Below are 23,158 nucleotides of genomic sequence, written 5' to 3' on the forward strand. Positions count from 1 at the left end.
TTAACGTAACTTTATTAACAGGAAACACCGCACAGTTTTTTGTTTGTGTTCATTTAAAATCTATTTCTCATGTATTTAAAAAAACTATTTATCGCCCTTTTAACTCTTTCAGTAATAATTTCCTGTAAAGAAAAAACTGTTGAAACCGATAATATTTTTAAGTACAAGGCATACATTAGCTACACTACAAGTGGTATTACTTCAGTTACTAAACCTATTGAAATTAACTTAGCAAAAGCGGTTAAAGGCTGGGAAACTACTAAAGAAATTAACACAAACATTATAAACATAAAACCGCATGTAGAAGGTAAATTAGCTGTAAGTAACAGCAACGCATTAGTTTTTACACCCTATGAAAATTTAGAACCATCAACCGAGTATACGGTAACAGTAAAACTATCTGAAATTTATGAAAATGTGCCTTCAAATTATAAAAACTACACCTTTCAGTTTAAAACCATTACACCTAGTTTTAGCGTGGTTACAAACAATTTACAGTCGTATAGCAAAAACTGGCAATATTTAGAAGGTGTTATAAAATCGGCCGACGTTATTTCTATTGAAAATGCTAAAAATTTAATTACTGCCAAACAAAACGGTAAAAACCTAAATATTGTTTTTAACGAAAGCTATAAAAATAGTGCCGCTTTTGAGTTTAAAATTGATAGTATTAATCGTACTATAAACGATAGTAAAATTGAAATTTCATGGAATGGTAACGCTATTAATGCTGATAATAAAGGCGAAAATACCCTAGTAATACCCGGCATAAACAATTTTACCATTACAAAAACCGAAGTATACCAATCACCCGAACAGTATTTGCTTATTAATTTTTCAGACCCTTTAAAAAAACAACAAAATTTTGATGGTTTGGTATCAATTCAAAAAGCAAAAAACCCAAAATATGTGGTAGATGGCAATGTTTTAAAAGTGTACCCAAGCACTAAACTGGTAGGAAATATTAATGTTAATGTGTTTCAAGGCATTAAAAACACTGATGGTTTTAAACTAAAAAAACCATTTTCAGAAACGGTAGCCTTCCAATCATTAAAACCTCAAGTGCGCTTGTTAAATAGTGGTAATATTTTACCAAACTCGCAAGAATTAAAATTCAATTTTGAGGCTGTAAATTTAAGTGCTGTTGATGTTAGGGTTATTAAAATTTACCAAGACAATATTTTACAATTTTTACAAGAAAACAACCTAAATAGCAATAACCAATATGACATTAAAAAAGTTGGCCGTCGTATTGCAAAACAAACCATTAAATTACAAACAGCTGCCGAAAACACTGGTAAATGGAAGGCTTACAGCATAGATTTATCAAACTATTTTAAAGCCGATGTTGGCGCTATTTATCGTGTTGAAATTAGTTTCAATAAAAACTATTCTTTATATGATTGTGAAGAAAATAATGAAACAGCAAACACTGATGAAGATGCTTATTATGAAGATGATTTTTATGAAGGTGACACCCAAAATTTTAATGATGAAAACGAAGAACTTCGCGAAGAAAAATACTGGGATAACCTACTTTATCGCTACAAAAATTACACATACAATTGGCGCGAAGAAAACAACCCATGCCATGATGCTTACTATGGCGAAAGTAAAATAGCATCACAAAATTTAATAGCCTCAAACCTAAGTGTTATTGCCAAACAAGGCACCAATAAATCGTACTTTTTTGCAGTTACCAATATTTTAACCACAGAACCTGAAGCCAATGCAACAGTAGGTCTTTACAATTTTCAGCAGCAAAAAATGGAAACAGCCACCACTAATAATGAGGGTTTAGCAATTATAGACGCTGAAAAACATGCAAATTTTGCTATTGTTTCAAAAGGTAACAACAATACATACGTTAAATTACATGACGGAAACGCTCTATCATTAAGTAAATTTGATGTATCTGGCAGCAAACTACAACGCGGTTTAAAAGGTTATATTTATGGTGAGCGTGGTGTTTGGAGACCTGGCGACACACTACACTTAGCATTTATGCTAAATGATAATGCTAATAAATTACCCAAAGGACACCCAGTTAAGCTAGAAATTACAAATCCTAACGGAAAACTAGTTTATAAAAACGTAACCAGTAACAACCTAAACAATGTATACAAATTCACCGTACCAACTTCAACCGAAGATAAAACAGGTAATTACAACGCCAAAATAGCGGTTGGTGGGGCAACATTTAACAAAGGTTTAAAAATTGAAACGGTTAAACCAAACCGTTTAAAAATTAAAATAGATTTTGATGAAGAAGTACTCTCTGCCACAAAACCATTAACAGGAAATTTAGATGTAAAATGGCTGCACGGTGCACCTGGAAAAAATTTAAAAGCAGAAATTAAAGCTAAATTTAGCTCATCACATACTGGCTTTAGCAACTATAAAAACTATGTGTTTAATGACCCAACACGACAATTTTCTTCAGAAGAATTTAACGTATTTGATGGCAAAGTCAATGAAGAAGGTTTAGCCAACATAAACAAAAAAATACATGTAAAAAAGAAAGCTCCGGGCATGTTAAATGTTCAGTTTTTAGTAAGAGCTTTTGAAAACGGTGGCGATTTTTCTATTGATGCATTTACAAAAAAGTATGCGCCTTACAGCTCATTTGTGGGTTTACGTTCACCAAAAGGCAATGCTTATGGTTCATATTTTACTGATGAAAACCAAACCTTTGATGTGGTGGTAGTAAATGCTGAAGGCAAACCCGTAAAGCGCAATAACCTTCAAGTAAAAGTTTATAAAATTGAATGGCGTTGGTGGTGGAACTCATCTTATGATAATTTATCAAGTTACGTGTCTAGTAGTTATCACAAGCCTTATTCAACATCAAAAATAAATACCAATGCTAGTGGTAAAGCAAGTTTCACTATTAATGTTCCAGACCATGATCGTGGGCGCTATTTAATTAGAATTGAAGACCCTATTAGTGGGCACGCTACAGGCAGAACCGCATATTTCTACAAAAATTGGTGGCAAAATGCTAGTTCTGGCAATAAAGAAGCTGCTAAAATGCTCATTTTTGCAAGTGACAAAGAAACCTACAACGTTGGCGAAACTGCTAAAATAACTTTTCAATCTGGTAACGAAGGGCGCGCGTTAGTAAGCATTGAAAACGGCACCGAAGTTATAGATTACCAATGGGTAAAAACTAAAAAAGGTGAAACAACAGTTACTATTCCTGTAACACCAGAAATGGCACCAAACGTGTTTGTTAATATATCATTACTACAACCACACGCCATTACCGCAAATAATTTACCCATAAGGCTATACGGGGTTATTCCTATGATGGTTGAAGACCCAAACACCAAATTAGAACCCGAAATAAACATGCCCAATGCATTACAACCAGAACAAACATTTAAGGTAACCGTTTCTGAAAAACATAAAAAAGAAATGACCTACACTATTGCCATGGTTGAAGAAGGCTTACTAGATTTAACACGCTTTAAAACACCAAATGCTTGGAATAGTTTTTACGCACGCGAAGCTTTGGGTGTAAAAACATGGGATGTTTTTGATGATGTTGTAGGCGCTTATTCTGGAAGTATAGATCAGGTTTTTGCCATTGGTGGCGATGGTAGTGCCGCCGCTGGTAAAAAGAAAAAAGCCAACCGCTTTAAACCTGTAGTAAAATATTTTGGCCCATTTACTTTAAATAAAGGTGAAAAAAAATCGCATACCATAAAAATGCCAAATTATATTGGTGCTGTTAGAACCATGGTTGTAGCTGGAAACCACACCAAAGAAGCCTACGGAAGTACTGATAAAACTGTACAAGTTAAAAAGCCATTAATGGTATTAGCAACACTACCGCGTAAGTTAAGCCCTGGCGAAAAAGTTACTTTACCTGTAACCGTTTTTGCTATGGAACCTAAAGTTAAAAACGTAAATATTAGCCTAAAATTAAGCAATGGCATTACAATTGAAGGCGAAAAAACACAACGACTAAGTTTTGCTAAACCAGATGAAAAAATGGCTTACTTCACTTTAGATGTTAGTAAAGCCAAAGGCATTAATACTATTGAAGTAATTGCTAATGGCAATGGTGAAACTTCAACCTATAAAGTAGAACTTGATGTTATTAACCCTAATCCGTTTACATCTAAAACATTAGATAAAACCATAACCGCCAATGCTTCAGAAACTGTTAATTTTGAAACTTTTGGTGTTAACGGAACAAATTCAGCTACGGTTGAGTTTTCAACCTTACCTCCAATGGATTTCTCTCGCAGAATGCAATACTTAATTCAGTATCCGCATGGGTGTGTAGAGCAAACAACTTCAAGCGTATTTCCGCAGTTGTTTTTAAGTGATGTTTTTGATTTAACTGTAGATAAAAAACAACGCATTCAAGAAAACATTAAAAATGGTATTAAACGCCTTGGGCATTTCCAAAAACCAAATGGCGGATTAAGTTATTGGATGGGTGAACATAGTACAGATGATTGGGGCACAAGTTACGCAGGTCATTTTATGATTGAAGCTGAAAAGAAAGGCTATGTATTACCGCTAACCTTTAAAAGCAATTGGATAGCTTATCAAAAACAAGCCGCCAGAAATTGGCGCCCTAGTTATAAACGCTATAATTCTGATTTAGCCCAGGCTTACAGGTTATATACTTTAGCATTAGCTGGTAGTCCAGATTTAGCTGCCATGAACCGTTTGCGTGAGTTTTCAGAACTATCAAACAATGCTAAATGGCGCTTAACGGCAGCTTATGCATTGGCAGGACAACAAGAAGCTAGTGAACGCATTTCGCAACAGGCTAACATTAATTTCACACCTAATACATATGATTATTATTCATACGGATCGGTTAACAGAAACAGAGCCATGGCTTTAGAAACTATGGTATTAACCAACAATAAACAAACCCGAAACTTAGCTGAAGATATTGCCAAAGATTTATCTAGCAACCGCTGGATGAGTACACAAACCACCGCTTACAGCTTATTAGCTATGGCTAAAATGGTTAATAAAAACGGTGGAAAAGCCATGAATTTAAGCTATGCTATAAACGGAAAAAACGAATTAATAAATACTAAAAATGCTATTGCGCAACGCACACTAAAAATTAATAATGGCATTAACGCATTAACCATAACCAACAACCAAAATAACGTAGTTTATGTGCGTGTTTTAAACACTGGAAAACTTCCGCTTGGGCAAGAAATTGCCGAACAACGTGGTTTAAGCATTCACTACACATATAAAGATTTACAAGGTAATAATATAGATATTGCCAACTTAAAACAAGGACAAGATTTTGTAGCTACGGTTAAGGTTAGTAACCTTAAAAATGCTGCAATAAATAATGTGGCACTTACTCAAATTTTCCCTTCGGGATGGGAAATTGTAAATACCCGGTTTACAGATTTTGGGGCTGCCACCTCTAATGAAGCGCGCTATACAGACATTAGAGACGACCGCGTGAATTTCTATTTTGACTTAAGCAAACATGGAAATTCCAATAGTACCAAAACATTCTCGGTAATGCTAAATGCTGCTTACTTAGGCAACTATTATTTACCAGGAATTCAGGCGGAAGCTATGTATGATAACGACTTTTTAGTACGAACTAAAGGGCAGTGGATTAATGTAATTAAATAATTAAAGTTTCTAATACATATAGTTGAACCCTTATTACCAAACAGGTACAACAAAAGTAATTTGTTTAATAATTTTTGAATTATTAACAAGGTTGCTTTACATTACTAGCCATGGGAAAAACTATGCTGTTAAAAAGAAACTTTATAAAAAACTTTATAAAAAAAATGACAAAATATATTTATATAGTGGTACTATTGATGGTATTCAATATTACCAACGCACAAGAAATTAGATACGTAAACGCCAGCAACGGCTTATTTTTAAGAGACAACCCAAGCCAAAACTCAAAACGAATTGATAAACTTGTTTACGGTACCGCATTAGAAATTACTGAACGTACCAATTTAAAACTAGATGTTAAAGATAATAACAACATAATTTCAGGCCAATGGGTTAAAGTAACCTGTAAAGATGATATTTACAACAACCGCAGTGGTTATGTGTTTAATGGCTTTTTATCGGAAACAAAAATAGATAAACGTTTTAGTGTAGATTTTGAAGATTTCACTTTAGAATTTAATAATTTAAAAGCTGAAATTATTGGCAATGAACAACTATCAACACACCCCGACAATAATATTGACGCCATTATTGAAATGGGCGAAACGGTTGAAGGCAAAACTATACGTGTTAGGCATCATTCAAAATACAAAAGCATAAAAGTATTTCAGCGTCATGAAAATAGTATTTCTATTCAGGCCGAAGGACCTCACTGCGATTTAACCGATTGGAAGCATTTCTACTCTGCTTGGGAACCTTTAAAAGCTAAAAAAGCCGGTGTTTTTGAAACCATAACTTACAGTAATAAAGCCCAAAATAAGTTTATAAGTGTGGATGTTTCAGAATTTAAAAACGCGGTGAAAGAACATTGCGGTGAAGTTTGGTATAATATGATTAAAGATGAGAAAAAAATAAACAAAGGCGCATCATCTATAGGAGTTAGTAAAATATATTTTAAAGTTATTTTTACTACCATGTTTGATGAAACTATTGAAAAAACAATTGCTTTTAATGTACCAATGGGGTGCTAATAATTAATTATTGTTACCAGAAATTAAAAACTGAAGCAGTTTATAAAATAAATTGCTTAGTAACACCCTAAATAATAATACATACAAAAATTGAAAAAAATACTAGGCTACATAAAAAAACGAAAGGTTAGGTTTTGCATCTTAACTATACTTTTAGTAGCCTATTATTTTTGCTTACCAAAACAGCTTTTTAAAACACCAACCTCAACAGTAATAACCAGTTCTAACAACACACTTATTGGCGCAAAAATAGCCAGTGATGGTCAATGGCGCTTTCCGCATAGCGATAGTATTCCGCACAAATTTAAAGCCTGTATTATTCAGTTTGAAGACGCATATTTTTATAAACACCCAGGCTTTAATCCTATCTCAATATTTAAGGCCTTAAAAAACAACCTAAAATCTGGCACCATAAAACGTGGTGGTAGCACTATTACACAGCAAGTAATTCGTTTATCTAGGCAAGGCAAAGCAAGAACCTATTTTGAAAAATTAAAAGAACTCATTTTAGCCACTCGTTTAGAATTAAGAACCTCTAAAGAACATATTTTAAACTACTACGCCAATAATGCGCCTTTTGGTGGTAATGTAGTTGGTTTAAACGCTGCTTCATGGCGCTATTTTAACCAAAGAGCTCATAACCTATCATGGGCAGAAAGTGCTACTTTAGCTGTTTTACCCAACGCACCAAGTTTAATTTATCCGGGTAAAAATGAAATTCATTTGCGTAATAAACGTAATAAATTGCTTAAAAAATTACTTCAAAATAATATTATTGACTCATTAACCTATAGTTTATCTATTGCTGAAAATTTACCTAAAAAACCATATCCGCTACCTCAAATAGCACCGCATGTGTTACAAAAATTAACTAAAACGCACCAAGGGCAAACCCTAAAAACCACCATTAATGTTTCGCTTCAAAAACAAGTAAACACCATTGTAAAGCAACACTATAATGTTTTAAAACAAAACGAAATTAATAATGCGGCAGTTTTGGTTTTAAATGTAAAAACACGACAGGTTTTGGCCTACGTAGGTAATACACCAACTACAAAAACACATCAAAAAGATGTTGATATTATTGATAAACCCCGAAGCACAGGTAGTATTTTAAAACCGTTTTTATATGCCGCCATGTTAGACGCTGGCGATATGCTACCCAACACTTTGGTTGCCGATGTACCTAGCCAATTTGGCAGCTATAACCCCGAAAATTTTAACAAAACATATGCTGGTGCAATTCCTGCAAGTAAAGCACTTTCACAATCTTTAAATGTACCGTCGGTTAGAATGTTACAAGCATTTGGGCTAAATAGGTTTCATCATTATTTAAAACAGCTTCACTTAAAAAATCTCATACAAAGCGCCAACCATTACGGTTTATCATTAATTTTAGGTGGTGCCGAAAGTAATTTATGGGATTTATGCAAAAGTTACGCTGCAATGGCATCAACAGTTAACCATTTTGCTGAAACTTCAAGTGAATATTATACCAACGAATTTTGCGAACCGGTTTTATTGGCTTCAGAAAATGTTAACTTCGGAAAATTACAAACTGAAAAAACTGTGTTTGATGCCGCTTCTATTTATTTAACTTTTGAAAGTTTAAAACATGTTAACAGACCCGAAGGCGACGAAAATTGGGAGTTTTTTGATGACTCTAAACAAATAGCTTGGAAAACCGGTACCAGTTTTGGTTTTAGAGATGCGTGGGCCATTGGCAGCACCAAAGACTACGTTGTAGGCGTTTGGGTTGGAAATGCTGATGGCGAAGGCAGACCCGGACTTGTAGGCGTGCAAACTGCAGCACCAATACTTTTTGACGTGTTTAATTTACTACCTAAAACACAATGGTTTGCTAAACCTTTTGACGAAATGCAACAAGTAACCATTTGTAAACAAAGCGGACACAGAGCTTCTTTAAACTGTAACGATACTGAGCTTGCTTACATTCAATTAAGCGGATTGAAAACCAAAGCTTGCCCCTATCATAAATTAATTCATTTAGATATTACTGAAACCTTTCAAGTAAATACATCTTGCGAAGATGTGCGTAATATAAAACACACCTCTTGGTTTGTATTGCCTCCATTAATGGCTTATTATTACAAAACTAATAATCCGTTTTACAAAACATTACCTCCTTTTAGAAATGACTGTTTGGGTAACACCACTATTTCAATGGCATTTATTTATCCAAACGATAATAATAATGTGTTTTTACCAAAAGATTTTGAGGGTAACACCAACGAACTCGTTTTAAAAGTAGCACACTCTAAACCCGAAAGTACTATATTTTGGTATTTAAATAGTGAGTTTGTTGGTAGCACTAAAAACTTACATGAGCTAGCTATTTTACCAAAAGAAGGTACACACACCCTAACAGTAGTTGATAGTTTTGGCAATGAAGCAAAACGTATTTTTGAGGTACGTAAATAAACTTAGTTTTTTATAACAGTTTTAATAATAGCATGATCACTTTTAAAGGTACAAACTTTATTGGTTTTTAAAATTTTTAAATCTTTTGAAACCCAAATATGATCTAATGATAAAAGAGGTAAATTATAAAACCATGTTTCTCTAAACCCAAATCCTTTTTTATTAAAAGCATGGTTAAAATTAGTTTTTAAAGGTTTTAATAACTTAGATTCATAAGGCACATTAAAATCGCCCAAAACCAATGTGTTTTTATTGTTTAAAATGTTTTTAGAAACAAAATTAAGCTCCCAACTTCTAGGAACATCAAAACTTCCTGAAACATCAACCGCATAAAAGTTTATATTGTATGTTTCAAAATTTATAACTGTTGAATTGTATTTTGATGGTTTAATGCTTTTAACTGAAATAGGCTGTTTTGAAAACACACCAATAGCTTCGTTTTTGTTTTCATAAAAATAATAATTAGGGTATTGTTTTTTGGTTTCAGTTAAATAATTCCCGTGATATTCTGATAGAACTACAACATTGGGTATTTTTTTAAATTCCTTAAAAACATCAATAAAATCTCTATCATGCGAGGCATTCCAAAAAACAACTTCAACATCAGTATTATTAATACTTTCTGCTATGCTAATTTTAAAATTTCGGCCTAACCAAATAAGTAATAACACGCCTGCTAACACAAGGTTAATGCTTCTAAATTTTTTACCAATAAATACTGAAAGAAAAAGTACTATACTAATAATTACGGGCAACGGAAAGCTATAAAAAAACAATGATGTTTTATAAGTACTTTCTCTTATAATAAAATGAATTGTTAAAAGTGCGGTAACACAGGCTGCATTTATACATTGAAAAATAAACCTGAAAACTTTTAAAATTAACGCAACGGAAATCCTTTTGCTGCCCACCACGGATGTATTTCAATTTCTAAACGACCTGCTTTTACTGCAGGATCAGATTTTGCTAAACTATCGGCCATTTTTAAGGTTGGTACATTATAAATTGTTATACCTCTAATATCACCATCATCACCAAAAGGCCCTGAAATATCGGCATATCCAAGTTCATACATTTTGCCTAAATGCTCTAAATGTTCTTTTTGTATTTGAGCAGCTTCTTCTTCGTTTTGTGTGCGTATTGGGCCGCTTTTTAAAAATGCTATAAAATATTGTTGCATTAAAACGGTATCTTTAGTTTTTTCATCAACATAGTCAAAAACCTCAAAGCCTTGTTCTTTAAGTTCTTGTTTTATTTGCTGCGTAGTTTTAGGTTTTACAACTTCAACTAATTTAACAGTATCTTGTTGTTTGGTTGTTTCTTCTTCAACAACTTGTTTTATATCGGGTAAGTTTGCTTTGGTTTCTTCTTTACAAGAAACTACAATAGCTAAAAAACTTAATGCAAACAGTGCTTTTTTCATGTTTTAGGGTTTTAGTTTTACAAAGTTCAAAAACGCATCACAAAAGCAATGCTTAAACTTAGTTTTTATTGTGGTTACCAATTACAAAACGGATGTTTACTTAATTGAGAATTATAATATTTTACATTTCCGGTAACTTCATCACCTAACCAACTTGGTTTTTCAAACGCTTCATTTTCATCATTTAGTTCAACTTCAGCAACAATTAAACCTTGGTTATCACCAAAAAACTCATCTATTTCAAAAGTATGGTTTTTTACTTGTACTTCATAACGAATTTTATCTATAACACCAGGTTCACAAATATTTAACAAACTAGTAGCCTCATTAAGTGTTATTTGTTTTTCCCATTCAAACCTAGATAATCCACTTTCAGATGTTTTTCCCTTCACCGTTAAAAAACCAACATCGCCTTTAATTCTAACTCTAACTGTGCGCGCTTTATGAGTGTTTAAAAAGCCTTGTACAATTTTGGTTTTGTTAGTTGCTTGTGCTTTAAAATTAGTGTTTTTAACTAAAAATTTGCGTTCTATTTCTATCATAACAAAGTATAAACTCATTAAAAAAACACCATTTTCAAAACTTTGTGAATTGTGTTTTCGTAATCAAAATTAGCATAATTTTGTGGTATGTTTAACAATTTACCAAAACGAAAAATTATTCATGTAGATATGGATGCTTTTTATGCATCGGTTGAGCAAATGGATAATCCGGAACTGAAGGGAAAACCCATAGCGGTTGGTGGTGGCGGTAAACGTGGTGTTGTTAGTGCAGCTAGTTACGAAGCTAGAAAATTTGGTGTTAAAAGTGCTATGTCTGGCTCATTGGCTGCAAAATTGTGTCCTGAATTAATTTTTGTGAGGCCTAATTTTGAACGTTATTCTGAAATTTCAAAACGTATTAGAGCCATTTTTTATGATTATACCGACTTAGTAGAACCATTATCTTTAGACGAGGCATATTTAGATGTTACCCAAAATAAAAAAGGAAACCCAAGCGCTACTTTAATTGCACGAGAAATTCGTGAACGTATTTTAACCGATATTGGCCTTACTGCTTCGGCAGGTATTTCTATTAATAAATTTATTGCCAAAGTTGCTAGCGACTACAATAAACCTAACGGACAAAAAACGGTAAACCCTGAAGAAGTTTTGCAGTTTCTTGAAGATTTAGACATTAGAAAATTTTATGGTATTGGCAAAGTAACAGCCGAAAAAATGTACCAAAAAGGCATTTTTACAGGTGCCGATTTAAAACAAAAATCACTAGAATATTTAGAAACCAACTTTGGAAAATCTGGTGCCTACTATTATTACATTGTAAGAGGTATTCATACCAGTGAAGTAAAACCACACCGCACCCGTAAAAGCTTAGCTGCTGAGCGTACTTTTAGCGAAAATTTATCTAGCGAAATATTTATGCTTGAAAAACTTAAACATATTGCTGCAGAAGTATCAAAACGGCTAAACAAAAGCAACGTTGCTGGTAAAACAGTAACTTTAAAAATTAAATACAGTGATTTTTCACTACAAACACGCAGCAAAACATTGCCTTATTTTATTAGTGATAAAAGTATAATTTTAGAAACTGCAAAAGATTTACTCTACCAAGAAAAACTACAAAATTCAGTAAGGTTATTGGGCATATCATTATCTAATTTAAACACCGAAAAGCCCGAAAAAAAACCAGACAAAAAGAGTATTAGTGTGCAACTAAAGTTTGGGTTTTAACATGTATAAAACAAATTAACTCCTTCACTTAATAGCCAAAAACCTTATTTATACTCATTCTAAAAAAATATTTATTTTTATTTGGACTTAGTCTAAATAAATGTAATTTTGCTCAAAATATAAAACCAGTATTTTGGCAAAGTTGTTATTATTTTTAGTTACTATTTCTTTTAGTTTAAGCGTGTACGCTCAAAACAGTTCGCTTTCAGGTTATGTGTTATTTGATAATAATAAACCTGCATTAGGCGCAACAATAGTTATTCAAAACGCACATTTAAAAAAAGAAACATCGGCAGGAATTAATGGTGAATTTTTATTTAAAAACCTTCCTTTAGGTACTTATTCACTAATTGTTAGTTCGCTTAACGCAAAAACGCAAACACAACAAATTAAAATACTTTCTAATAAAAAAACAGTTAATGTTATTTTAGAAGTAACTAATTACCAAAGCTTAAGTGAAGTTTTAGTTAAAACCGAAACCGAAAAAAGAAAAACTGAAACCAAAGGCTTTTCAGTTAACCTTATTGAAACTAAAGAAGCCAGTTTAAGAAACATACAAACCAATGAACTTTTAAATACTACAGTTGGTGTAAAACTTAGGCAAAATGGCGGTTTAGGCTCGCAAGTTCAGTATAGTTTAAATGGTTTGTCTGGTAACTCTGTTCGCATTTTTATTGATGGTATTCCTATATCAATGTACGGGTCTTCTTTTAACCTAAACAGCATTCCGCCTTCAATGATAGAAAATATTGAAATTTATAAAGGCGTAGTGCCGGGTCATTTAGCCGATGATGCTCTTGGTGGCGTAATAAATATTATACTAAAAAAAGGTGCAAAAAGTAATTTGAATGCGTCGGTATCATACGGTTCATTTAATACATTTCAAAGCAGTGTTAATGGCTTACATAGATTTGATAAAACAGGGTTTACAGTTAAGGCCTCAGGGTTTTATAATGCCTCTGATAACGACTACAAAGTATGGGGTGGGCAAGTAAAACACATTGAAGCCGATGGTAGCCAAGTACCCATAACTGCTAGACGTTTTAATGATGCTTACAGATCTGTTGGAGGTATGTTTCAAGTTGGTTATACCAATGTAAAATGGGCCGACCAATTTTTTATTGGCATAACAGGATCTGATGATTACAAAGAAGTGCAACACGGTGCTTTTATGACCATACACCCTTATAAAGGCAGATTTTTAGAATCTGATGCGCTTTTAACTAACCTAAGCTACCAAAAAAAGGATTTGTTTGTAAAAGGTTTAGATATTAATACAAATGGACTTATTGGTGAGCGTAATAGAATTGTTAATGATACTACAGCTTATGCATATACTTGGCTTGGTGTAAGGCAACAACGCCCTGTAGATTTCTCAAATCCTGATGGCGAAACCATGGATTTAGAAAACGCTTGGGGTTCTCAGCAAGAAGGTGGCCCAACCTTACTTAATATAAACAGAAAAGTAGCTTCAATTCGTTCAGGTATTACTTATGAAATTAACAAAAATCACAAGGTTTTATTAAACCATATTTATAGTGGTGTAGACAGAGAAGACCATGATGAAATGATATCTTTATTAGAAAACACCTTCAAGCAAACAAGTAACTTACATAAAAATATTTATTCGTTAAGCTACGAACTAACCACCTTTAATAACAAGCTAAAATTTAATGTATTTGGTAAGCACTACCGCCAAAAAGTAGAACGTATTAAACCCCAATTTAATGATGATAACACCCAAGTTGTAAATGATATTTACACAAGTAACAAACATTACAATGGCTATGGTTTTGCTTCATCATATAGTTTTACAACAAACTTTACTCTATTAGCATCTGCAGAAAGAGCTATTCGTTTACCAAACGAAACAGAGGTATTTGGTGATGCTGGAGATAATACCGTAGAAAACACAAGCATAAAACCCGAAATAAGCAACAATATAAATGTAGGTTTTAGGTTTGGTAAATTCAATTTTAATAAACATGAATTTCTTGTAACTACTAATCTTTTCTCTAGAAAAATACAAGACTTAATTGGGCTACCTCCAAACGCCGGAGACCGTTGGGAAAATGATGAACTTGTTCAATACAATAACTTTAACGAAGAAACAACTTCAAAGGGTATTGAGCTACAACTTAATTATACTTACAACAAAAATTTAGGTTTCAATTTCAACCTTTCAAAATTAAGCTTAGAGTTTAAAAATCAATATGGTAATGTTACCGATGTTCCTAATACACCATTGTTTACCATAAATGGTGCTTTGCGCTATTCTATTAAAAACTTTATTCAAAATAAAGCCAGTTTAAACCTTTTCTATAACACCTATTTTACTGATGAATTCTCATACATTATTGTATACGGAAACACCAGAGACGACGGTAGAAATTTAGTACCTACACAATTTATAAACGACCTTGGTTTAAGTTACACCTTCCCAAAAGAAAACGTTGTATTAAGCTTTGATGCTAAAAATATTTTTAATGAAGCTGCTTATGATAATCGTTCGGTACAAAAACCCGGACGCGCATTCTACATAAAATTAAATTACACAATTAATAAATTTTAAAACTATCATAATTATGAAAAACCAATCTTTTAATATTAAATTTTTATCATTAGCTTTAAGTGCTTTAGTACTTACTTTTAGCTGTAGTGATGATGATTCTACACCTTCTGAAGAGGAAGAAGAACAACAAGAAGACACCCGATGGATTACCGTAGCTGCTGCAAGAATGGGTACAAACCCTGGCGATGGTAACGGTGGTACTTTAATATACGCACTTAGTAAAGAAGATGCACAAAACCCAAATGTATCTATAGCGCCTTTTGATAATGGATTTATAGTACCATCTAACCGTACAGCACGTTTACAAGCATCTGAAGATGGTAGCACCATTTTTAACATTAGTTATGCTGGTGATACTGGCGGAAATTATTCTAAATATTTAGCAAATGGTGGCCAAAACTTTACACCTACAGGTTCTGAAATTAGCATTGCACCCTACGTTGGCACCGCCCCTAGATGGATTAAACTTTTTGATGGTGATAAAACGGGGTGTGCCGTATATGTTGATACTGAACACCAAATAGATGATAATGGTACACCTGATGATGCTACCGATGACACCTACTTAAGAACCGAAGCTAAAGTTGGTATTGTTCTATTAGATTTAGTAAACTCTAAAATACTAAACTTTAAAGAACTTAGCGTGCCTTTATCTGCTGAAGAAGAAGCCAAAGGTTATTACTTTGGTAGAGTAGATATGCCTACATTAAACGCTGCAGGTGATAAACTATACATTGGCGGGTGGTTAAGAAAAGTAAACCCAACTACAATTGAAAGCGATAGTGGTTACGAAATTTTAGCAGCAAAATCTATTGTAGTAGATTACCCAACACTATTTAACCCAGAGGTTATTACATCTAGTGTAGGTACTGGTAATACAAACGGTTACCGTAGCATTAATTCATTTGAATATAATGGTGCCGTTTATCAAGCTACACAAAGTGACCCCAATGGCTCTCACATTTTAAAAATTGGTGCAGATAACACTTATGACGATTCTTATGTGTTTAGCTTAGATGCTGCCTTAGGTGTTACAGGAGCTTATGCTTTAGCTTGGAGGCCAGCAGCTAATGGTAAAGCTGTATTGGCTTACCGACATGATGGTTCTCAAGATGGTATCTCTGGACGACCAGAGTCTTACTTTGCATTAATAGATTTAAACGCAAAAACAGCCACTAAATTAGAAGGCATTCCTTATGAAATAGATATGGAAATGTTTCAATACCAAAGCTATGCTGTAGATGGTAATAATATTTATTTAACCGCTGCACCTGTTGGTAAAAATGGTAATATTTACGTTGTAGATACTGAAACTGGTAACGTAACCAAAGGTGCCGAATTAGTAAATGTAGATGGTAGTCACTTTATTGGAGCTTGGTAAAAGTAATCAACTTATTGTATAAAAAAAGAGAGACAAATGTCTCTCTTTTTTAGTTTATATTTAAAAATTAAAAGCTACAACTAGTAATTTCAGTAACTCTTAATGTATTAACCATTCCTTTTTCTTGAATTGGCATAGCAGCTAAACTTACTAACATATCACCTTCTTCTAAATAACCTTTTTCACAAGCCATTTTATTTACATCTTCAATAGTTTCATCAGTACTTACAAACCTATCATAATAAAAAGCCCTTACACCCCAAAGTAAACTTAAACGCGTTAATATACGCTTGTTTGAAGTAAATACTAAAATATGACATGATGGCCTCCAAGCTGAAATTTGAAACGCTGTATAACCACTATTTGTTAATGTTGAAATTGCTTTCGCATCAATTTCATTAGCCATATTAGCGGCGTGATAACATATAGATTTTGTTATATATCGGTTTGTTCGAATATGCGGTGGTAATTGTGGTACTTGAATTAATGGCGAATCTTCAACACTTGTTAAAATGCTAGCCATTTGCCTAATTACTTGTACAGGATATTTACCAACCGATGTTTCACCAGATAGCATTACGGCATCTGCACCATCCATAACTGAGTTTGCAACATCATTCACCTCTGCTCTAGTTGGTGTTAAACTAGAAATCATGGTTTCCATCATTTGAGTTGCAATAATAACCGGTATTCTTGCTTTTTTAGCACGTAAAACTAATTGCTTTTGTACTAATGGTACATCGGCAGCAGGAATTTCAACACCTAAATCACCTCTTGCCACCATTATGCCATCACATTGCGAAACAATTTTATCAATGTTTTCAATAGCTTCAGGTTTTTCTATTTTGGCTATAATTGGTATTTTGTGTTCGCTATGTTTGTTAATTAAATCTTGTAATTCTATTAAATCTTCGGCATGACGTACAAATGAAAGCGCTATCCAATCTACCTCTTGGCTAATGGCAAAAATGGCATCTTTTATATCTTTTTCTGTTAGTGCTGGCTGAGAAATATTAGTGTTTGGTAAGTTAACACCTTTTTTAGATTTTAACGGGCCACCCTGTATTACTTTGGCTGTTACTTCGCTTTTTAAATCTGAAGATACAACTTCAAAAATTAATTTTCCGTCATCTAATAGAATACGTTCACCTGGTTTGGCATCTTGCGGAAAGTTTTTATAGGTCATGTAAACACGTTCTTTTGTGCCTTCAAAACGTTCGCCAGTTGCAAAAACTATTTCGTCACCTGGGTTTACAACAACCTCTTCTTTCATTACCCCAACGCGTAGTTTTGGCCCTTGTAAATCTGCTAAAATTGAAGCAGTATAACCATACTCATCATTGAGTTCTCTTATCATTTTTATGCGTTCACTTACATCATCATAATCTGCATGAGAAAAATTTATTCTAAATACATTAGCACCTTCATCAAGCATGCCTTTTAATACTTCTTTACTGCTTGTAGCGGGTCCTAAGGTAGCTACTATTTTGGTTTTTTTTCTTTGTGACATTAGCTAAAAATTAAATGGTCCTTAGATTTTAATTGATTGGTTTCTATACTGTAAGCTGTTGCAACTTGTGGTATTTGTAAAATACTATTAAGTATGTGCTTTTGTTTGCTTAAGTTAATTTGGTCTTCTATTTTTAAAAGATAATTTACTTTTTTAAATTCTGGCAATAGGTAATTTATCTTGGTTGTTTTTTCTTGTAAATTAAACAATGAGTTGTTGTTACCTTGCCTATATACTTCGGTTTTGCAAACATTTTTTGCTAAGCTCCAAAGGGTTTGTTGCTTACAGTCTTCCCACTCAAAAATTGAATAGGTAAATTCTCCATTGTTAAAATCTAAATCTGAAGGTTTCCTTGTAAGCGTTATTCCTAAAAACTTATTTAATAGATATGCTAGCCTATAATCTTCAAGTGTGCAGTGTATTGCCACTAAGGTATATAGGTCTGCTTCAACATCATCTAAAACAAGTTTGTGTATTGCCATACCCAAATATAATTGGCGTAAATATAATATTTATAATATTGAATTATGTTAGGTTTTACTTAATCTTAAAGATAAAGCTAACTAAAACGTTATAGTTAATTTCTTTTTTAACTGAAATTTATTCTAACATTTTTGATATTTTATTTTGAAACGCAAAAAATGCACGTTTTGATGCTTTTTCTTCTGCTTTCTTTTTTGAAGTTGCTCGGGCTTTGGCCACAATTTTATTATCTATTGATAGTTTTACTGCAAAGTGCCTAACATCATCATTACCGGTATCATCATACACATTGTAATTAAATGTTTTCTTTTCTTTTTGGCACCATTCTATTAGTAAACTCTTGTAACTTATTACTTTACCCTCAAGTTTTTCAATATCAACATACGGAATAATAACGCGTTTAAATATAAATTTTTCGCAGTGTTTATACCCTTTATCTAAAAAAATAGCGCCTACTAGGGCTTCAAAAAGATTACCGTGTATATTATCACCAAATTGTCCTTGAGGTATTTTACTTTCAACTAGTTTTATTAAGTTAAGCTCTTTACCTAACTCATTTAAATGCTCTCTACTTACTACTTTTGAGCGCATTTTTGTAAGGTATCCTTCATCACCACTTGGTACTTCTTGATATAAATGGCTTGCTATTACGGCGCTTAACATGGCATCACCTAAAAACTCTAGGCGTTCGTAATTTATGGCATTTCCTTCAGCATCTTTTAAGTTCATAGACCTGTGTGTAAATGCCTTTTTAAAGTATAAAATATTTTTAGGCTTAAACCCTAATATTTGGGTTAATTCCATAAAAAAATTCCCGTTGCGTTTAAAACGGGAATTTAGTATGTTACGAATGTTTTTCACTCGGGATTCTATCTATATTTTTTTGAATAATACACAAGCGTTGTGACCGCCAAATCCAAATGTATTACTCATTGCTACATTTACCTCGCGTTTTTGAGCTTTGTTTAGTGTTAAATTTAACTCTGCATCAATGTTTTCATCAACCGTTGTATGGTTAATTGTTGGTGGTACTATACCGTGTTCTATTGCTAAAATACTTGCAATAGCCTCAATAGCACCTGCGGCACCTAAAAGGTGACCTGTCATTGATTTTGTTGAATTAATATTTATGTTTTTAGCATGACCACCAAATACTTTTGATATGGCTTTAAGTTCAGCCACATCACCAAGTGGTGTAGAGGTTCCATGTGTATTAATATGGTCTACATCTTCTGGTTTAAGTCCTGCATTTTCTAAACAATTTTTCATAACCTCAACTACACCTAAGCCTTCAGGGTGTGGCGCTGTCATATGGTAAGCATCAGAAGATAAACCACCTCCTGCTACTTCGGCATAAATTTTAGCACCTCGGGCTTTTGCATGTTCATATTCTTCTAGAATTAATGCACCAGCTCCTTCACCTAAAACAAAACCATCTCTGTTTCCATCAAAAGGTCTTGAGGCTGTTTCTGGGCTTTCATTTCTTGTTGATAATGCATGCATAGCATTAAAACCTCCCATTCCTGCTATAGTTACTGCTGCTTCACTTCCTCCTGTTACAACTACATCTGTGTACCCTAATCTAATAGAGTTTAATGCATCAAATAATGCGTTTGCTGAAGAGGCGCAGGCAGAAACCGTTGTGTAATTAGGCCCCATAAAACCATGTTTTATGGAAATGTTTGCCGGAGCTATATCGGCAATCATTTTAGGAATAAAGAATGGGTTAAATCTTGGAGATCCGTTTCCTTCAGCATAGTTTAATACTTCTTGCTGAAATGTTTCTAATCCACCAATTCCTGCTCCCCAAATAACACCAACACGTAATTTATTTACTTCGTCTAGATTTAAACCAGAATCATTAATAGCTTCATCTGCGGCAACCATAGCGTATTGCGCAAATTTGTCCATTTTTCTAGATTCTTTACGATCTATAAAATCTGTTACTTTAAAGTTTTTAACCTCACAAGCAAACTTAGTTTTAAAATTTTCGGTGTCAAAATATGTTATAGGCGCAGCACCGCTTTTACCATTTATTAAGGCATCCCAATATTCATCTTTGGTATTACCTATTGGTGTTAAAGCTCCTAAACCTGTGACTACAACTCTCTTTAATTCCATGAATATAATAGCTTATTTTGCAGCTTCTATGTATGATATAGCTTGACCTACTGTTGCAATGTTTTCAGCTTGATCGTCTGGGATTTGAATATCGAATTCTTTTTCAAATTCCATAATTAGTTCTACAGTGTCTAATGAGTCTGCTCCTAAATCGTTTGTGAAGCTTGCTTCTGCAACTACTTCGTTTTCATCTACTCCTAATTTGTCTACGATAATCGCTTTTACTCTTGATGCAATGTCTGACATAATTTTTTAATTTTAAGTTTTAATTCAGTTGGCAAAAATAAAAAACTTTATTTTTAAAACACACCATTAGCATAAAAATGTGTTTGTAATTTAATAAATAACTTTCAAGTAATTTGTTTTTACCCACTAAATGTTAATAATTATTCTTTTTTTTGCTGTAATAATTTTAACATTATAAGCTGTATTATGAAGCGTGTAGTAATTTTTGCATCCGGTAGCGGATCTAATGCTGAAAATTTAATTAAGTTTTTTCAAAACAGTGATAATGTATCTGTTATTCAAGTGCTTACCAACAATCCTCATGCCAAAGTTTTAGACAGAGCTAAAAAACTGCAAGTAAGCGCATTGTCATTTAACAGGGTTGCTTTTACAAAAACTAATGATGTTTTAAACATTTTAAAAACAGCAAAACCAGACCTTATTATATTGGCTGGTTTTTTATGGAAATTTCCTGAAAATATTTTAAATGAATTTCCAAATAAGGTTATAAATGTACATCCGGCATTGCTTCCAAAGTTTGGTGGCAAGGGTATGTATGGTATGAATGTGCACAATGCCGTAGTTGAAAATAAAGAAACCGAAACAGGTATAACTATACATTACGTTAACGAAAACTACGATGAAGGCGCCACTATTTTTCAAGCCAAATGCGCAGTTTTACCAACAGATAACGCCCATGACGTAGCTGAAAAAATTCATGCCTTAGAAATGGAGCACTTTCCAAAGGTTGTAGAGAAACTGTTGAATAACTTGTAAAAAAGAGTCTTAATAATTCAAATTCTGAAACACATTCAGGATACTAATAATGTCAAAAAAAAAGAAGAAATATTACACCGTATGGAAAGGCCACAAAACTGGTATTTTTGAATCATGGAACGATTGTAAAGCACAAATAAACAATTTTGAAGGCGCGCAATATAAATCTTTCGCCACTTTTGATGAAGCTAAAAAAGCACTAAAAGGTAATTATTTTGATTACGTTGGAAAAAATAAAAGTTTTAAAAGTGAACTCACAGAAGCTCAATTAAAAAAAATTGGACAGCCCAATTACAACTCTATAGCTGTTGATGCTGCCTCTAGCGGTAACCCTGGTAAAATGGAATACCGTGGTGTTGACACTAAAACAAAAAAACAACTTTTCATTCAAGGCCCCTTTGATGAAGGCACCAATAATATTGGTGAATTTTTAGCCATTGTTCACGGTTTAGCATTTTTACAAAAGCATGACAGCAACAGAATTATTTATACCGATTCTAGAACGGCTATAAGTTGGGTTAAGAAGAAAAAATGCAACACTAAACTAGAACGCAATACCAAAAACAAAACGCTTTTCGATTTAATTGAAAGAGCTGAACACTGGCTAAAAACCAATACCTACATTACTATTATTGTTAAATGGGAAACAAAAGCATGGGGCGAAATTCCTGCCGATTTTGGTAGAAAATAAAAAAACCAAAGGACACAAGTAAACTCATGCCCCTCAATTATAATTAAATTAATAATAGCATTTGATTATAAGACACAACATTTTTTAATAAGTCACTCCACTTAAAAAATTATATTGGTTGCGCATTTAAAAGCCCTATATTTGCACAAAATTATCACACCTCATTTATGAGTAAATTAGTTATTGTTGGCACTATAGCTTTTGATGCTATTGAAACGCCATTCGGGAAAACCGATAAAATTTTAGGTGGTGCTGCAACATTTATAGGGTTAGCTGCATCACATTTTAATGTAGATACCGCTGCCGTATCAGTAGTTGGCGGAGATTTTCCTCAAGAATATTTAGATTTATTATCAAACAGAAACATCAATCTTCAAGGCGTAGAAATTGTTAAAGAAGGTAAAACCTTTTTCTGGAGTGGACGTTATCATAACGACATGAACTCTAGAGACACTTTAGTTACAGAACTAAATACCTTAGCAGATTTTAACCCTGTGGTTCCTAGTGAATATAAAGATGCTAATGTGGTAATGTTAGGTAATTTACATCCAATCGTCCAATCTAGTGTGCTAGATCAAATGACAAGTAAACCAGATTTGGTAATTTTAGATACCATGAATTTTTGGATGGATTCTGCATTACAAGATTTACACAACGTAATAAAACGCGTTGATGTTATAACCATAAATGATGAAGAAGCAAGACAATTAACTGGAGAGTATAGCTTAGTTGTGGCTGCAAGAAAAATTCATGAAATGGGCCCTAAATACGTAGTTATAAAAAAAGGAGAACACGGTGCATTGCTATTTCATAATGAAAACGTGTTTTTTGCACCAGCATTACCATTAGAAGAAGTGTTTGACCCAACAGGAGCAGGCGATACGTTTGCTGGCGGTTTTGCAGGTTACCTTGCTAAAACAAACGATTTTTCTTTTGAAAACATGAAAAACGCTATTATTTACGGCTCAACACTGGCCTCGTTTTGTGTTGAAAAATTTGGAACAGAGCGCATGGTTAATTTATCAAACGAAGAAGTACATAAACGATTACTGCAATTTAAGCAACTAACGCAGTTTGAAATAGAATTATCATAACACTTCGCGCTCAATTTTTGAGCGCGTTTTTAATTTAAAATAAA

Annotated in this window: 17 protein-coding genes; 9 read left to right on the plus strand and 8 right to left on the minus strand. The window is 33.3% G+C overall.

Translation table 11 applies throughout. From position 1 onward, the window contains the following. Positions 1-69 precede the first annotated feature (69 nt). The 3 genes from FUA26_RS03415 to pbpC all read left to right on the plus strand — a co-directional run bounded on the left by FUA26_RS03415 (position 70) and on the right by pbpC (position 9,107). Positions 70-5,634 (plus strand): Ig-like domain-containing alpha-2-macroglobulin family protein, encoded by a 5,565-nt coding sequence (locus FUA26_RS03415; RefSeq protein WP_147131580.1) that lies wholly within the window; start codon positions 70-72, stop codon positions 5,632-5,634. 164 nt (positions 5,635-5,798) lie between these two features. Beyond that, positions 5,799-6,665: an SH3 domain-containing protein gene (locus FUA26_RS03420; RefSeq protein WP_186826846.1), complete on the plus strand. Its 867-nt coding sequence runs from the start codon at positions 5,799-5,801 to the stop codon at positions 6,663-6,665. A gap of 90 nt (positions 6,666-6,755) precedes the next feature. After that, positions 6,756-9,107: a penicillin-binding protein 1C gene (gene pbpC / locus FUA26_RS03425; RefSeq protein ID WP_147131586.1), complete on the plus strand. Its 2,352-nt coding sequence runs from the start codon at positions 6,756-6,758 to the stop codon at positions 9,105-9,107. A gap of 2 nt (positions 9,108-9,109) precedes the next feature. On the opposite strand, the gene FUA26_RS03430 is transcribed toward pbpC, so the two are convergent. The 3 genes from FUA26_RS03430 to FUA26_RS03440 form a co-directional block, all read right to left on the minus strand. Beyond that, positions 9,110-9,883, minus strand: coding sequence for an endonuclease/exonuclease/phosphatase family protein (locus tag FUA26_RS03430; RefSeq protein ID WP_186826847.1), 774 nt, complete (start codon positions 9,881-9,883; stop codon positions 9,110-9,112). Positions 9,884-9,987: 104 nt separating this feature from the next. Next, the gene (locus FUA26_RS03435) at positions 9,988-10,530 is read right to left on the minus strand and encodes a YciI family protein (protein WP_147131591.1); all 543 of its coding nucleotides are present in this window, start codon (positions 10,528-10,530) and stop codon (positions 9,988-9,990) included. A gap of 74 nt (positions 10,531-10,604) precedes the next feature. Beyond that, positions 10,605-11,072 (minus strand): CYTH domain-containing protein, encoded by a 468-nt coding sequence (locus tag FUA26_RS03440; protein ID WP_147132620.1) that lies wholly within the window; start codon positions 11,070-11,072, stop codon positions 10,605-10,607. An 87-nt stretch (positions 11,073-11,159) separates the two neighbouring features. Here FUA26_RS03440 and dinB point away from each other — a divergent pair, with 87 nt between their 5' ends. The 3 genes from dinB to FUA26_RS03455 all read left to right on the plus strand — a co-directional run bounded on the left by dinB (position 11,160) and on the right by FUA26_RS03455 (position 16,213). Beyond that, on the plus strand, positions 11,160-12,260 hold the full coding sequence (gene dinB / locus FUA26_RS03445; protein WP_147131594.1) for a DNA polymerase IV: 1,101 nt from the start codon (positions 11,160-11,162) through the stop codon (positions 12,258-12,260). Between the two features lie 133 nt (positions 12,261-12,393). Then, on the plus strand, positions 12,394-14,832 hold the full coding sequence (locus tag FUA26_RS03450; RefSeq protein WP_246109061.1) for a TonB-dependent receptor: 2,439 nt from the start codon (positions 12,394-12,396) through the stop codon (positions 14,830-14,832). A 13-nt stretch (positions 14,833-14,845) separates the two neighbouring features. After that, positions 14,846-16,213 carry a hypothetical protein gene (locus FUA26_RS03455; RefSeq protein WP_147131599.1) on the plus strand — a complete coding sequence of 456 codons (1,368 nt, stop codon included), beginning with the start codon at positions 14,846-14,848 and terminating at the stop codon, positions 16,211-16,213. Between the two features lie 67 nt (positions 16,214-16,280). On the opposite strand, the gene pyk is transcribed toward FUA26_RS03455, so the two are convergent. The 5 genes from pyk to FUA26_RS03480 form a co-directional block, all read right to left on the minus strand. Continuing rightward, a complete protein-coding gene (pyk, locus tag FUA26_RS03460; RefSeq protein ID WP_147131602.1) occupies positions 16,281-17,723 on the minus strand; it encodes a pyruvate kinase in 1,443 nt (480 codons plus the stop codon). Beyond that, positions 17,723-18,205, minus strand: coding sequence for an IPExxxVDY family protein (locus tag FUA26_RS03465; RefSeq protein ID WP_147131604.1), 483 nt, complete (start codon positions 18,203-18,205; stop codon positions 17,723-17,725). Before FUA26_RS03465 ends, pyk begins: the two co-directional genes overlap by 1 nt. A 118-nt stretch (positions 18,206-18,323) precedes the next feature. Beyond that, complete coding sequence (rnc, locus tag FUA26_RS03470) at positions 18,324-19,067, minus strand: ribonuclease III (protein ID WP_147131607.1); 744 nt, start codon at positions 19,065-19,067, stop codon at positions 18,324-18,326. Between the two features lie 12 nt (positions 19,068-19,079). Then, complete coding sequence (gene fabF, locus FUA26_RS03475) at positions 19,080-20,327, minus strand: beta-ketoacyl-ACP synthase II (RefSeq protein WP_147131609.1); 1,248 nt, start codon at positions 20,325-20,327, stop codon at positions 19,080-19,082. A gap of 12 nt (positions 20,328-20,339) precedes the next feature. Beyond that, complete coding sequence (locus FUA26_RS03480) at positions 20,340-20,573, minus strand: acyl carrier protein (protein ID WP_076698750.1); 234 nt, start codon at positions 20,571-20,573, stop codon at positions 20,340-20,342. Positions 20,574-20,759: 186 nt separating this feature from the next. On the opposite strand from FUA26_RS03480, the gene purN reads away from it, so the two are divergent. From purN to FUA26_RS03495, 3 genes are all read left to right on the plus strand, one after another. Next, positions 20,760-21,329: a phosphoribosylglycinamide formyltransferase gene (gene purN, locus FUA26_RS03485; RefSeq protein ID WP_147131611.1), complete on the plus strand. Its 570-nt coding sequence runs from the start codon at positions 20,760-20,762 to the stop codon at positions 21,327-21,329. A gap of 49 nt (positions 21,330-21,378) precedes the next feature. After that, a complete protein-coding gene (locus tag FUA26_RS03490) occupies positions 21,379-22,020 on the plus strand; it encodes a ribonuclease H1 domain-containing protein (protein WP_147131614.1) in 642 nt (213 codons plus the stop codon). A gap of 167 nt (positions 22,021-22,187) precedes the next feature. Continuing rightward, on the plus strand, positions 22,188-23,114 hold the full coding sequence (locus tag FUA26_RS03495; RefSeq protein ID WP_147131616.1) for a PfkB family carbohydrate kinase: 927 nt from the start codon (positions 22,188-22,190) through the stop codon (positions 23,112-23,114). Positions 23,115-23,158 lie beyond the last annotated feature (44 nt).

The organism is Seonamhaeicola algicola (assembly GCF_007997385.1).
GTDB classification, from domain to species: domain Bacteria; phylum Bacteroidota; class Bacteroidia; order Flavobacteriales; family Flavobacteriaceae; genus Seonamhaeicola; species Seonamhaeicola algicola.

Bases quoted from the DNA above. Each gene is read 5' to 3' on its own strand.
- FUA26_RS03415 (WP_147131580.1), top strand. From the start codon at position 70: ATGTATTTAAAAAAACTATTTATCGCCCTTTTAACTCTTTCAGTAATA.
- FUA26_RS03420 (WP_186826846.1), top strand. From the start codon at position 5,799: ATGACAAAATATATTTATATAGTGGTACTATTGATGGTATTCAATATT.
- FUA26_RS03435 (WP_147131591.1), bottom strand. From the start codon at position 10,530: ATGAAAAAAGCACTGTTTGCATTAAGTTTTTTAGCTATTGTAGTTTCT.
- FUA26_RS03440 (WP_147132620.1), bottom strand. From the start codon at position 11,072: ATGATAGAAATAGAACGCAAATTTTTAGTTAAAAACACTAATTTTAAA.
- dinB (WP_147131594.1), top strand. From the start codon at position 11,160: ATGTTTAACAATTTACCAAAACGAAAAATTATTCATGTAGATATGGAT.
- FUA26_RS03455 (WP_147131599.1), top strand. From the start codon at position 14,846: ATGAAAAACCAATCTTTTAATATTAAATTTTTATCATTAGCTTTAAGT.
- pyk (WP_147131602.1), bottom strand. From the start codon at position 17,723: ATGTCACAAAGAAAAAAAACCAAAATAGTAGCTACCTTAGGACCCGCT.
- FUA26_RS03465 (WP_147131604.1), bottom strand. From the start codon at position 18,205: ATGGCAATACACAAACTTGTTTTAGATGATGTTGAAGCAGACCTATAT.
- fabF (WP_147131609.1), bottom strand. From the start codon at position 20,327: ATGGAATTAAAGAGAGTTGTAGTCACAGGTTTAGGAGCTTTAACACCA.
- FUA26_RS03480 (WP_076698750.1), bottom strand. From the start codon at position 20,573: ATGTCAGACATTGCATCAAGAGTAAAAGCGATTATCGTAGACAAATTA.
- purN (WP_147131611.1), top strand. From the start codon at position 20,760: ATGAAGCGTGTAGTAATTTTTGCATCCGGTAGCGGATCTAATGCTGAA.
- FUA26_RS03490 (WP_147131614.1), top strand. From the start codon at position 21,379: ATGTCAAAAAAAAAGAAGAAATATTACACCGTATGGAAAGGCCACAAA.
- FUA26_RS03495 (WP_147131616.1), top strand. From the start codon at position 22,188: ATGAGTAAATTAGTTATTGTTGGCACTATAGCTTTTGATGCTATTGAA.